This is a genomic window from Gimesia sp. (genome assembly GCF_040219335.1).
Lineage (GTDB): Bacteria > Planctomycetota > Planctomycetia > Planctomycetales > Planctomycetaceae > Gimesia.
The window spans coordinates 163,500-177,889 of the sequence record NZ_JAVJSQ010000015.1 but is presented as its reverse complement, the minus strand read 5'-3'; the positions used below and the strand labels follow the sequence as shown (position 1 = coordinate 177,889).

General features: G+C 47.0%; 6 protein-coding genes. All 6 read right to left on the bottom strand.

Translation table 11 applies throughout. The annotated features are described in order from the left end of the window. From drmB to drmD, 6 genes are read right to left on the bottom strand one after another with little or no spacing between them, the layout of a single operon-like run. Nucleotides 1–2,301, bottom strand: coding sequence for a DrmB family protein (gene drmB, locus RID21_RS13435; RefSeq protein ID WP_350189614.1), 2,301 nt, complete (start codon nucleotides 2,299–2,301; stop codon nucleotides 1–3). Beyond that, nucleotides 2,298–5,972 carry a DISARM system helicase DrmA gene (gene drmA / locus RID21_RS13430; RefSeq protein WP_350189612.1) on the bottom strand — a complete coding sequence of 1,225 codons (3,675 nt, stop codon included), beginning with the start codon at nucleotides 5,970–5,972 and terminating at the stop codon, nucleotides 2,298–2,300. The genes drmB and drmA overlap by 4 nt, the downstream gene beginning before the upstream one ends. Next, entirely contained in the window at nucleotides 5,965–6,360 is a 396-nt protein-coding gene (locus tag RID21_RS13425) for a hypothetical protein (protein WP_350189610.1), read from the bottom strand. The genes drmA and RID21_RS13425 overlap by 8 nt, the downstream gene beginning before the upstream one ends. A 56-nt stretch (nucleotides 6,361–6,416) precedes the next feature. Then, nucleotides 6,417–10,379, bottom strand: a complete 3,963-nt coding sequence (locus tag RID21_RS13420) for a DNA methyltransferase (RefSeq protein WP_350189608.1) — start codon at nucleotides 10,377–10,379, stop codon at nucleotides 6,417–6,419. A gap of 12 nt (nucleotides 10,380–10,391) precedes the next feature. Then, nucleotides 10,392–10,925, bottom strand: coding sequence for a hypothetical protein (locus tag RID21_RS13415; protein WP_350189606.1), 534 nt, complete (start codon nucleotides 10,923–10,925; stop codon nucleotides 10,392–10,394). Between the two features lie 15 nt (nucleotides 10,926–10,940). Next, a complete protein-coding gene (gene drmD / locus RID21_RS13410) occupies nucleotides 10,941–14,084 on the bottom strand; it encodes a DISARM system SNF2-like helicase DrmD (protein ID WP_350189988.1) in 3,144 nt (1,047 codons plus the stop codon). Nucleotides 14,085–14,390 lie beyond the last annotated feature (306 nt).

Sequence of the window (14,390 nt, the reverse complement as noted above, 5' to 3'; positions counted from 1 at the left end):
TCATTCGTTGATGACTGCTAACGGCTTGAATGATTCCCATTCATCTGCCGATAGTTTTAATTTTACTGTCTCTTTGCCCTTGATCGAAATCAGGACTGTGGACTCGCCGCTATCGACGGTTTTCTGCTTGGACCAAAGGATCTTTCCACAAGCCAGCTTGACTTTTTCAGCGCCGGATTCGAGACCGTCATGCTTCACGATAACGATAGTATTTTTCTTAGGCATGGCGTCACCGTCACCAAGAAACCGAAAAACAACGATTGGCGACTCGAGTTTCAGTGCTTTTTGTATGTTCGTGGGCAACTTTATCTTGGCCATGGCTTCGCTAACGTCAGTGGTAATCAAGTCATACAAATCGATACCTTCATTTGCGTTTTGCGAAATATCCTCACTGTCATTGTCCTCTTCTCCCGGATTCGTATCATCTGAATCTGGTGGATCGAAAAACGAGTAGAGAGATTGATCTACTGTCGGGATTAACACACTGCGGTCCAAGTATTTGTTTCCCCGTTCACATGAAGTTTCTGGAGCAAAGAGACAAGCATGACATGAAGCACCATGTAGGCTGGTTCCTTCTTTGCCTGCGTGGTGTTCAGAACAAAGTGGATCGCTAGAACAAAGCCGCATCGAATCCAACGCTTGGTTTATGTGACGCTCAAGAACCTCCGGCTTTCCGAGAGAAACTAACCCGCCCAATGTCCCTTCACTATCTGGAGCAGCGGTGTAGATTAACACTCCAGCCATCGCTGAAGTATTACCAATAGGATTGCGAGAATAAATACGCTCCCGTAAAGATGCCGCTGTATACCCACACTCAAGTGAAAGCTGACGAATTAGGGCGTGAGCAAAAGAATGAATCAGGACATATCGGACGCCGGGATAAAATTCTTCAGGATTTGGTAGCCCACGAGCATTACGCCAATTCTTGTGGGCCTCAAAGAACTCTCGATCTAATTCTGGTACGCTTACTAACCAATCGTTAATTGCATCTTCATTGAATTGAAAGAATATTCCCTCTCCACGAATCTCATTGGCTGGAACCCACTTTGGATTTGCTCGTGAGATCTCCATACGCTGGTCTTCTGGAAACTCGGCTGGGTTCTCGTAATCCCCCGGTGATTCAATCCTTGTGAAGCCAATCAATGCTCGAACTTCTCGTAATCTCTCAGCGAGTACGATTTTGTCAAAGTATTTGCTATATCGCTTTGGGGGCTCAACTTCTTTCAGCCTGAAATCTTTTGTTCGTTGAGCATTTTGGGGATCAATAAAAACATGCCATTCTGGTGCCTTGAGATCAATATGCTCCTCTTCTTCTGGCTCTTCGCCTTCGTTCTTCTTATCCTCGATAGCAGCCCACAATTCGACCTCAGAGTAATCAGAAAACTCACGAAGTAAGTTCCTTCGCCGAAGTTTTGCTATCTCGCCTTCACTTTCAATGTCATAGAGGTCGCTCCAAAAATCAGTCACCAATTGTTTTAGCAAGTCGGAGCTTTGTGGCACTGATAGTGCCGACAGCATCAATGGGAACCATGAATTTGAAGCCCCCTGAAGCATTGCTCGAACTTGGATTGGTTGATTATGCTCACCTAAGCAACCGTTTTCGTCAAAGTCACGAAGATGTGGGCGACGACCTCGACAAAATGGAAGATCACTATCTTGATTACGAAAAGCATCTGACATTGGGCGAGATGTGTCACATGTTTCACATCTCACATATACGTCGGCGGCTTCACCAGATACACCCATTTCAAGTAGTTGTAACTTGTAATGACATTTTGTTGGGCCACTGTGAACAAACTCGACCCATGGGAAGTCGTCGAGATGACCGTTTTTACAGGCGACTATGAAGCGAGCGGGAATTGCTGTGGGCAACTTTCCGGGCACTCGGCAATTTTCATGAACGTATCTCACCCGATCTGGACGGTAGGGGTCGGTTTTCAAAACGAACTGGTTACTGGCTAAGGGGGCCAATCGCCGGCAGCGTGGACACACCATCCAGCGTGGAAATGGTGCCACTGGTACACCAACATATGATTGTTCTTCAAATGGATTGGACCGATCCGTTTCTGGAATGACTGGAGGAGATCGCAGTGTAGTCACTTGCTTACCAAGGGCATTTCTAACTGATGCCAACAATCTTTCTTCATTGATCTCCCGATAATCGGTGGAAGGCCAGTCCTCGAGCCCCATCACCATCACTGAAAGGTGAGGAAGATCGACAATCGAACCGATACCAAAAGTTGTTAAAATTTGGCTTGGACGTAGTTCACCGACTCGTGGGCGTTCTCGTTGAGTGCTCACTCGCCACCTCCTTCTCTGTCTTCTTGCTCGGCGAACTCAGCTTGTTCATCAAGATTGTGGTCGTCCAAGATTAGATAAGATGTCGGTTCGACATCCCGTAATGAATTTAAGCATGTGAATTCGTCCCATGATTCGATTCCCGGCTTCTGCAACAATCCAATCGTCTCGCTGTCTTTCTTGGACTGGTAGCCAAGACGACTACCACCAGTGAGAAGCTGTGCCCGGTTCTTCCAAAACTTCACTTTCTCTTCCAAATCTGCTTTGACACGATCAGCGGTTTCGTCATCTGCAACGACACGTGCCCTCTCAACGATCCAGTTGACGGCATCTTGAACAAGTGGACTGTCAAACTCAGTACCCATCCTCATCGCTGTTTCGTTCTTGTTGAATTCAAACGCTTGAAGACGAAGCAATGATGTCAACAGCGCAGCCAAACCACGATAGGTTGAGCCCTCTGAAAAAGGTGTCACTGAGAGAGCCTCAACGTGTTGGTAAAAAGTCCCGTGGTAATGCTCGAAGGTCTCGTAATGGCTAAGATCACGAGGACGTGCCCAGTTGTAAACAGTTACAACCAATCCGGGATGACGACGACCAATACGGCTCGTTGCCTGAATATATTCAGAAGTCGTTTTTGGTTGACTACTGCAAACCATCAAACCCAAGCGAGGAACGTCAACACCCACTGAGATCATGTTGGTGGCAAGAAGAACATCCAGTGGACGAGGCTTGAGATCCTTGAATCCCTTGCCTGACTTGCCAGCAGCCTTCCGCTTTTGTTCCTCAACCGGATCAAAAATGTTTTCCAGACGATCCAGTGTTTCCGGGATCGCTGATGATCCTAATCGTGATGTTAGTTCCTTGACGGAATCTGGAGAGTAAATGATCCTCTTTGCTAATCCACGGTCTTCCATCTTACCAAGACGGGTTCGAACATCGTCGTCAGTAAGACGACGCATACCACCAAGTTCACGAAGACTGTTGAAATAACCAACCAGCGTCATCCATGGATCAGCAGCCTCACCATAATTCTCGTAGAGAACTTGGCCGCTCGAAAGGAATGCGACGTAAGCACGAATGAGTGCCAGCTTAAGACGCCGACCGGGAGCACAAATGCCGATGTATTTTCGCCCCGGTGTTTTTTCTGTCGAAGGTCGCTGCAACGAGAAAAAGTTATCTTTGACATCCAATCCGTTTGGTGGGAAGACATTCGTATCACGCATAAACAAAGCGTGAACTTGTTCCTTTGCTTGGCGAATCGTCGCCGTTGAAGCGATTAACTTTGGCCTCACTGTTTTGCCATCAACTTGCCATGTGCAAAGTTTGTCGATGGCAGTTTCATAAAGACCAACTAGTGTTCCTAAGGGACCACTTATCAAGTGCAACTCGTCCTGAATGATCAAGTCTGGTGGACGAAGTGGATTTGCTGGAATTGTTTTGGCAGGTCCAAACTTTCCATCTTTGGTTTTAGGGTGACGTGTTGCGTCATCAACCTCGGGACTTCGATATCCGTGGCGCTCACAGATGCCATCAACTTGACCAAACAACATTTGGGTTTCGCCCTTCCATGGCATCTGGGCAAACTTGTCCACGGTGGCAATCAGGAGCGACGGCAGGTTGCGATAAATTTCTTCATCGACAACAAGAATCGGAATCCCCTCATCGTCGAACTTCGCTGATTGTTTTCGACTAAAAACGCATAACCCTGTCTTGTCACCACAATATACGAAGGTTCTTCCACGACCTTTTTGTTGTGTCTCGATTTGGTAAAAGCGAGTGGAAAAATCAATTCTTGATCCGCACCAAGGACAGTTCGTTAGTTGGTGTGGACTCCCACTGCCGCCAATGGCTCCCTGTCTTTTGTGATTGCCTGCTCCACCAGAAAGTTTAAGGGCTTCTTCGGCATGTGCTGTTCGGTTTGGTGTTGAAGCAGCACCAACCCACAGACCAATCCTGAATGGCGTTTTCCCCCATCTCGTATCACCAGCAGCTTCGTGTTCACGCCTGATCAACTCACAAGCACAAATAAGAGCGGTGGCACGTTGGAATTGCTGGAGGGTCAACAAACGAAGTGTGTACCGCATCAATACGGCAATGCCGTTTTCACCAGAGCGACCTCCAACTACCCCTTGAAGACGACGGATGGCTAATGTAAACGCTGTCAAGCCAAGATAGGCTTCGGTCTTACCACCACCAGTTGGGAACCACAGCAAGTCAGCCATGGCGTCTTCTGTTTCACTGCGGTCTTGATGATCGAGTTTGGCAACACCGGGCAGGTTCAGCAGAATGAACGCCAATTGAAATGGATACCATGATCTGTTTATAGCGATGTCAACGTCGTTATAGTCGATGTCTTTTCCACGTCGAACACCTTCAGAAAATAATGATCTTGTTCGCTGAAGCCACATGGAGTGGTTCATGAACTGGAAAGATTCAGCAACCTGCTTGTCGTTCTCAAGCAGTTCAATTCCTTCCTTGATTCGTTCAAGTGTTCGCTCACAACCAGCAATGGTGCGTTTTGCAGCGTCCTGAAAGTGCTCCAAGTCCTCATTGGGATCGCTGATCTTGGCTTTCTCTAACTTGATCCAGTCTTCGTAGGCAACGACCAACGGCTCAAGCATCGAGCGATACTGGTTCTGTTTGGCCTCAGTCAACACCTTCATGTCGAGCACAAGACCAGCCAACTTGGCAAACGCAGGGTTCTGATCAGTATCCTCAACTGTTGGTGGTGTTGTCTTTGGAACTTCGTAGCTTGGGACAACCTTCGTTACAATTTTTGTAGCACGATTCACATCGGCTGGATCAACATCAGCATGAACCGCTACACCATGCCCAACGGCAAATTCAACATGGCGACGATACAACATCGCCAACATTTCATTTTCACGTTTGAATGATTCATCCGTCCCGGGTAATTCAATGCGGTTCATTCGCTTTTGGAAAATGGAAGCGCCATCGGGAGCCTCGACCTCCATTTCGCATTGAAACATCCACAGTGAATCACGATTGGGCGTTTTTGGTGGAGGATCGATACCGCCATTCACCAAAAAGACGGTCACGCTCCAATGATTGTCACGTTTTCGAACAAGCCCTTTGATTTGAGCGTTGGGGAAAGTTGCATCAGCCATGATGGGACCAAACGCACCCGCTTCCAATTTGATTGTATGGGGTTCGCCGCCACATGGAACCCGTTTCCATACTTTCTTTGGCCGCCCTGCTTTGGTTTCTAGGAACTCGCTGGGAATTCGATCATAAAACCCCCATTTCGGTTTTACATGTAATTTTGTAGCATCGAGATCCACGCAAAATGACATTCCCATGGAAGATGGAAAAATCGCTTTTGCTTGTGGTGCAGATAGTTCAGTGGGGCCGTCGTCGCCACTTTGGTTTCCACGACCAACTCCTTCAATGCCAAGCTCGTCACCGGGAGGGAAGTCACCTTCTAGAATATCATCTTCTTCGTCTGCATCAGGAGCTTCAGTTACTGCCGCAGCTTGCTGATCATCAAGCTGCTGTGTTGCCAGAATCCCGACAAGGTAACGATCACGAATACGTTCATCGACCTCCTCTTCTTCGCCACCAACGGGACCAAGAAGTTCCTTGACGGCCATTTCCTCAATCATACCACGTAATGCGAGAGGAAAAGGGATGTCATCTCTGAGTTGTTCATTCATTAACGCCGCCCTTTACATTGCTGAATGCATCTCTTGCCCATTCAACAAAGTTGACAGGGATCTTGTCATCGATTCCTAGTGAAAGATATCGAGTAAGTCCACGATAAGTCATTCCTTTCGGTGCATCCTTTAGCGATCGATTTACAATGTCGGGAGGAAGAGCAAAGCCAACTGTAATTTGCTTTGATGACTTGAGCCACATCACTGCATAGACAGGGCTTGACGGACTCGAATCTAAAGTGAATTTTGCATAAATCGTCGTCAACTTTGCATACGAATCTGGTGATACACTAAGCAGACCATTGCACATTTCAAGCATCATTGGACGTATTGCATCCCATGCTGGGCCTTTAACTTTTTCGAAGATACATTCATCCATCTGATTCATTATTTCTTCCTTGCTGGAATCATTGATATATATTTTTGGGGAGCTATTGTTGTTTGTTAATCAAAAAGGGTTCGTTCTTGTCGCTGATGATCTTTTTTATTTCTAGTCAATTTTGTGGTAGGCGATTTCAGTGAATTGGCTTCTACCTCTGACAAAGTGTGATTAAGCTTCAGCAGACGATTTAGAATTTCACGTCGGGTTTTGTTTTCTATAGTGTATCGTACTTTTGCATTCTTTCTAAAATCATAGCTTAGATCCAAATCCAACCATCCATATGCTTGCGCTACACACTGATCCATTCGGACATGTAGTTCTCGAAGACAACGAATATCTTCGGATCTATCTTCTGGGTCGTGAAAGCGATTGTATAGCTGAGTTAAGCCAAGGTTATTAGATTCCATTATTGACTGGCGTTTGAGGTGATATGTCTTTCCTATGATTTTTGCATCGGTGTTGATTTCTAATGGCCACGGGAATGTATAGCTGCAACGTTTTGGGGAATAACGAAGATCCTGCTTTCGGCGAATTCCATATTTCCATGACCATTCGACATGAAAGCATGATTGCAGGACTGCGAATGACCACCAGTCAGACTTTGGAAATACAATTACGCTGTGTTTTAAAAGTACACCTGAATTCGGTACTTCAACAAAGGCCAGTTGGACATGAGTCGTCTCGGCACACGCAAGCACAAGATCACTTTCATGTAGCAAGGAAGTTAGGGCTTTTGCTGGAGCAGAGTGCTTTAACTGCTCCTTAGCTATTTCATCATTTGTCGCTTTACGGAATTGGCTTAATACATTGTCTGTTACAAGCTCAGGAGCAAAAGCAAATGGACCAACAGACCAATTTACATTACGGTATAGTTCTTGTCCGCCAATCGCTGGCAATAAGGCGCACTGGCATTCGTGAGGAAGAGAATGCATATCTTCGAGTTTTAAGGAAACATTATGAGGCGAAAGCTTGATTCCAAGATAACCTTTCTGCGATGTTGCAAGTGGCACAGGAACCCCCAAGTAACCCGGCTCAAGATCTGGACCAATCGTTTCAACGCAGTCAGAATCCAATACGTAGGAACCTTCCCAGCGTGACTTGTTCAACCAGACGCAAACAGCGGTTACTTTTGCCTCCCCCGGCCATGAAAAAGGTGTCACTGCCCGATAGATTACAGAGCCGCCCGATACTAAAGGAATGAGGCTACTTTCTAGAGTTTCACCTCTGATGAGCGATGCTGTCGTGACGATTCCGATTGTTCCCTCACTCTTCATAAGAAGAGGCATGTTTCGTAGGAATGCCCCCACAAGATCAGCCTTACCATGCCAAGGTTGAAATCGGGTAGAGATGAAAGCTGTATAATCTCCGCCAAGTGCTGTGGTGGCAACCGTTCCCCCTTGATAGGGAGGGTTACCCAAAAATCCGTCGAATCCACCTCGGCTAATTAAGACTTCGGGAAACTCTAGCGGCCAATGAAACATCAAGCGATTTTTGCATACATTTCTTGTTAGATTATCAAGTTCATCTATTTCATCATCTTGGAGATAGCGACTTGCGATAGAGGCAAGATCTGCTAAGGAGCGCCTTTCCTCTCGATCTGTGCTTTGATTAAGAATCGCACCAACCAATAAATTAGCTATGTTTCGAATGTGATGAAGTTTCTCCTCTGTTTCTGACAGAAGAATTTCTTGCGTTTCTATTTCTTCGACTGTGTTTGAGGGTAGGGCTTCCAACTTTAGACGCAGTTCTATTGCCTCGTTAACTGCTTGGTCCAACGGACCTATGAAAAGTGGTGCGTTTGAGTTATTAGGTTTCAAATTAAAGTATTTAAGTTGATCAAGGTTGTGGATACCAACAAGTGAATCGCCACATCGAATTGAATGGTCAAGGAATTCAAATGGCTTGTCTTTTGCGAGTGTTAACAGCCACAAAGATAATTTAGCCATTTCCGCTGCTAGTGGATTAGCATCAACACCATACAAACAGCGTTGGGCAATAATGCGGCGAGCGTATGTAAGTCTTTCTGCAGCATCAGAAGGAATAATCTGTTCCATTGGCCCACCTTTTGAAATTTCTCCTAAGGGAGTGATTTTGGGTGTTCCATCAATCTTCTCCTCAACTGTCCCCCAAGCCTCCAAAAGTCGTTCTGAAAGATACCGACAGGCTTGGACCAAAAACGCACCTGAGCCGCAAGCCATATCACATATTTTTAGTTCGAGCAATTCCGCTGCTGTTTTCAGTCTCCACTCTGTTCTTGGTTTACCTTCGGAAGGCCCCTCGTATACAAGGGGCTCCAGTGTGTACTGAACTATGGGTTCGGTTAAAGACTTAGGCGTATAGTGCGTGCCACTTGATCGACGATCTGTCCCTGCCGTGACATAAACACTGCCTTCAACAATTACAGCAGGATAACCATATGTGTCGGTGCGAACTAAACCAGCGAATTGTTCGATGCGTTTCCATAGTTCCTCGTTGCCGTGACAAGCAGTTCGAAATCGACTTGCGGTTTGGTCATCAATCTCAGCGCCGAGCATCTTTTTGATGGTTGTGACAGTTGATCTTCCCGTTTCCTTCTTCAGGAACTTGTGGAGTTCCTTTTCATCTTTCTCCGCTAATTCTTCCAGCTTGGATAATGGAATCTCTGGCTCGTTAACTCTAGTCCCAGTCAACCCCAACACGGGCTCGGTTGCACGAATAGCGGTATGATCAAGCAAGCCCTCATAGACATGTCCAATCTGTTCAATGTCCAGAGCACTGAAGCTTAATTTTCGTGGTTCAGCAGGACCACCACCCGGTAATCGAACTTGAAGAACTTGGAGAGCTTCAAGAAGGTGAAGAACAGTTCTATTGTTGATGGGGAGTGGTTGGCTGGGAGTATCTTGCCAACTGGTCTTCGGTTCACGGCCTTCCAGAAATGGAAAACGATCAGGATTAAAAAGGTTGCCACCGTAAGGAGGCAATTTCATTCGTTCATGCTGGACACCGCTGTAGACAGCACGAAATGTTGTCAACAATCGGCTCCAAGCATCTTTACGGCTCTCCAATATTTCTTCGCCGTGATTGTCCGCTGTTGTTCGTAATTGTTCTCGTAATGTCGAAACTGCATAGTTGAGATCATAAATTTCATCACCCAACAAAAGAAGTTCACGTTCTTCAGCACAAAACAGAAATACCAACTTCATCATGACGGTCAGGGAAGCTTCGTAGAGAACCTTTTCTGGCACACCGTCCAACAGCTTCCCGTCATAATCTTGGTCCGCTTTGTCCAATGATTGAACGAGCACTTCAACCGCTTTGCGGACCTGATAACCAAGCTGGTCTGTAACTTCCTGTTGATCTTCAGCGCTCTCTGCTAAGAGGGCATCGAGTGTTTCCTCATCGGAAACGCCGAAAAAGCGATGGAGCCCAAGAAGATTGCGAAATGCAGCAAGAGTCTTTTGTTCTTCCAACCAAATCGTTGAATACCACGATGTGTAGCCCGACGTTTCACCTTTGGGGGCGTAAACCAACATCCATTGATCGCCGTTGGTGACAAGCCCCAGTGTTACGCCTGTATCTCGCAACAACTGTGTCATACGGGTATCAGGAGATACTTTCCATGACTTGCCTTCAACAACACGAGTAAGCTTCTGTCGAAGCGGGTAGGTTTGAATAAGTAATCGTGCTTTCTTGCCATCAGGGTCCATCAGAACCATATTTGGACGAAGTGTTTCACGGTTCTGTGGCTCTTCAATCTCGGCCTTGAGGGTCTGAGGAATCTCTTGTCCCTCAAGCAACATGTCATCGAGTTCAAGTGTGTTTTTCAACACCCACTTGATCCACTGAGTGTGAATGCCGGGATCAGGCTTCAATCCTTGTTGATTGTCATCCCATTCATCATGAACTTGCCTGAGAAGCCTAAAGTGATCGGGATCATGAGCCTCAAGCCCTTGTGGGAATCGACGAACAAGTACCGGCAAACTCAGGAATGGCCCTGAGATGTCGAGAAGCGAAAGCCATTCAGCGTGAAATCTAGCAATTGACATGAAGTTCTCGCTTTAACGGGATTCCGTTCCCTTGGGGTCGATTAGGTTTTTTCTCTGCATCCGGCTCACCATCTCGTTAAACGCCGCTCGGTGGCTTGTTTCTGGTAGTGACTCGAGTGTGCCTGACTGCGATCCATCTGGAAGGGATGGATAGAAGTAGTTTCCAATGCCACTTTCATCGACGTGTCTCCAAAAGTCGCTCTGCGGAGATGAAGTTCTTTCAGGCCAGTTACCGTGATCCAAATAGACGCCTGACTCGGCATGACCATGAGAATCGAACACTATTGCGAATGGCTGTTGATCAACTGCAGAATCTTTCTGATCGACCCGGCAAAGATTGCAAACCATGACTACATCTCCTTCTGGTGTGCCAGAAGCCATAACCACGCAATTATCAATCTTCTGCTTTAACGACTTGGGCATCGAGTTAGGCAATGCGTCCTGACCAATTTGCTTGTAGTACGCTTTGCTTGGAAAGTCCTTATATAAAGCTCGCCAGTCGGACAGTTCGCTTGATGTGAGTGGCTTCCAATTCTCATTTGCCATAGTTTTCTCGCTTTATTACGTCATTCTTTTTGGAACCAAGAATGTCACCGCAACGGGAAACATCCTAGACTGAGGATCAGCAAAGCGAGCTTTGATTGCTTCCGTCTCACGTTTGATCTCATCAGGAATCTGGCTCAGCCTTTCCCGTAAGAAGTCTTTGTTACGTTCAAACTGCTCTTGCTCTGGATCACTGAACAACTCAAGCTGTTTGTACTCAGGATCATCCAATTCAGCAGCGATGGACTTTTTCAATTCAAGCAAAATTGACTCGATGTCTTTTGCTTCCTTCTCGGCTCTTTCGTCCAATCGCTTTCCAAGGCCCTTTGTTCGATCATTGGTACGGGCAACCAAAGATTGCTGTAGTGATGATGACAACGAGTCCCAAAGCTCCAGCAATCGTTGTTTGACTTCCTCGGATGGTTCTTCATCTGACGCCGCTCTAAGAGCCTCCGAGACCTGACCAACATTCATCCTGTTGAAGCGACCTTCTTTGATGTGTCCACCAGCAGCAATGATTTCCTCGTGCAAACGATGACTGTCACCGCCAATCACCACCAGCCGTCCATGGGCGATAACAGCGGGGTGAGCCAACTCGGTGTCAGGGACAACACGGGCTTCAATCCGGTGCATCTTCTTACGACCTTCGACCGTCCACACTTCGGCACGCAAGAGTCGAAGACACATTTGTACAAGTCGATGGTTCAAGTGAACCAATACAACATCATCACGTCCCTTGGAGACACTGGGATCGAACGTGATGGGGCGAACTTCTTGTGTGTGGGGATGTGTTAATCCCTCAGAACACGCTGCCCAACTTCCCTTGAGGTTTGGCAAACGAAAGATCTTCCCATCCCCGTCATCATCGGGAAGCAGAGGTGGCTGTTGGGCAATCTCCAATCCAACTTCAACAACCGTTTGTATGTTCTCTGGCGAGAGTCGCAATTCCTTCTGTGTCTCACGGTACTGATCAAGCAAACCGTCAATCTGCTTCTTCAAGTCCCGTTCAAACTTAAGCATCTTGCGAACTGGCTCACTTCCTTTCTCGGCGGTATCCGTGCGAACGAAGCTGTAACCATTTCCAAGCATCGCATGTTCGACTTCATCAGCCAGCACTTGCCCAACACTGCCTAAGTCTTCTCGAATGGTCTCAACCTTTTGGGCAACACGCATCAAAAATTCGAGGTCAGCATCGAGATCACTGGCAGCAGTCGAGACACCACCGGCCTTTCGCTTTTCGTAGCCCTCAGCGACGAAGTGGTAGATATCTACTTGGTCAGCCTTTTGGCCGTGACGGTCAACACGTCCATTTCGCTGCTCCATGCGGTTTGGGTTCCACGGCACTTCGTAATGAATCAACCGGGAACAATAGTTTTGCAAATCCAAACCTTCGGATGCAGCATCAGTTGCCAAGAGGATTCTGACTGGACTCTGTGATGGAGATGATTGGAACGCCGCCTTTACCGCCTCCCGCAATTGAGAGTCCATACCGCCGTACATAGTCATCAACCGATCTTGCCCAGAGAAACCCTCTGAGGCCATTACATCGGCCAACCATTTTTGGGTGGCACGATATTCGGTGAATATGATGACTCGCTCATCAGACCACTTTCCATTTGGCCTGATGTGTTCGTTTAGCCAAGCGATAAGTTCTTTGGCCTTAGAATCATTTTGTGAACATGCCCGATCTGCCCACTTCTTCATTTGCTCCAGAAGGGCCAGTTCATCATCAGTGGGCTCTGAGAACAAACGAGTTGCTGTATCAACAGCATCACCGGTTGCTTCATCGTAATCCTCGTCGTCAGCGTACTCCTCATCGATACGTTCAAGTTCACGCTTGAGTATACCAACACTTGGTTTTGTAACTTTCTTTTTCTTTCCGCTGCGGATTGACTCTTCGTGTTTTTCGAGCGTCGTCAAGAAAGCTGCTGGGCTGGAGAACAACCGTTTCTTTAGAGTCTTCAGAACAAACTCAGTTGCCATCGACTCTGTGTTGTCTTTGGCTCGATTAGCCCTCATCCGTCCATACTTTTTCAGTGCCGAATGGATCTCCTTTTCTTCCTCAGTGTACGGCACCTCAATTGGCCCAAGAATCCTTTTAGGAAACCTTGGTCGTCCAAAGTCATCGGGCGGTAATTCTGATTTTAGCCTCCTTACCATGACCGTATCCAATTGCTTTCGGTCTGGAGGCGTACTGCGGGCAAACCGCTGGCTATCTAGCAACTCCAAGAGGGCTGAAAAGCTCTCTGGATAACCGTTGTGCGGAGTGGCTGTCAAAAACAACTTGTGTTCAAAATGGGGCGCCAGTGTTCGTAATGCCTTGGTTCGCATAGAATCAGTGGCATACTTGCCTCGACCAGAGGGTGCACAGTTATGTGACTCATCCACGATCAGGAGATCGAATTTTCGTGGATAGATTGGATCATTGGGACCGGGTAACACTTCCCGCATCATTCGAAGTGGCCGCTCACGTTTGATAAAGTCAATAGAAGTGATCAATCGTGGAAAATGATTCCAAGGATTAACATGAATCCCACGCTTTCGTCGAAGTTCCTTCATCAACTGACTATTGACGATTCGAAAATCGAGACCAAATTTATCCCTCATCTGTTCCTGCCACTGAATCTGAAGAGCAGAAGGACAGACTATTAGAATTTTGCGTGCCCTGTGGCGGATGATCAATTCGAGGGCAACCATTCCCGCTTCGATGGTTTTGCCCAAACCAACATCGTCGGCAATCAGCAAGTTCACTCGTGGCATCTGAATGGCACGAACAACGGGGTCAAGCTGGTAATCTTCGATGTCGATGCCCGACCGAAACGGCGATTGGATATTTTTGACATCTGCGGAGGAAGATGCCCCCCAGCGAACGGCATCCAAAAACGCATTCAAGCGAATTGGGGAATCGAAACCTGTTGGCTCTGGCAAAGCCACTTTTTCAATCACACGAGCACCGGGTTCCAGCTCCCAAACAACTTGAAGTTCTTCACCAAGGCCGTCATCTTCAATCGATGATAAACTCAGCAAATTCTGGCCGTTGCCCAGTCCCTTAAGGGTTGAAGTTGGTAAAGCACTGGGCTCGACTTCGTTTACTATCCAGTTACGTGAACGAACAGTGACAAGTTGTCCTTGCTCCGGTGTATTAAGTGTAGAAGTTGCTATGACTGTCCCCTTTCCTCACGACTATGTTGCCCCATTCACTCGAGAAAACTGAGACTGTTACTGTCCATTGTGTTTGAATGATCACTGCGGTCATGCTACAAGTTCGGACTGTGATCTTCAAGCAAGAGGAATGCTTGATCTGGCTACATTCGCCTTCAAACGGACGAGTGTGCCTGCGATGAACTCGACCAAGCCTTTCTTTTTCAATATTCCTTGTTGGCAACTACTCGTCACCGCTCCTCGAAAGGTATCACACGCCTTCCAGAGAATGCCGTTGATCTCAGACTGAGAGGCTGTTTCTTATTG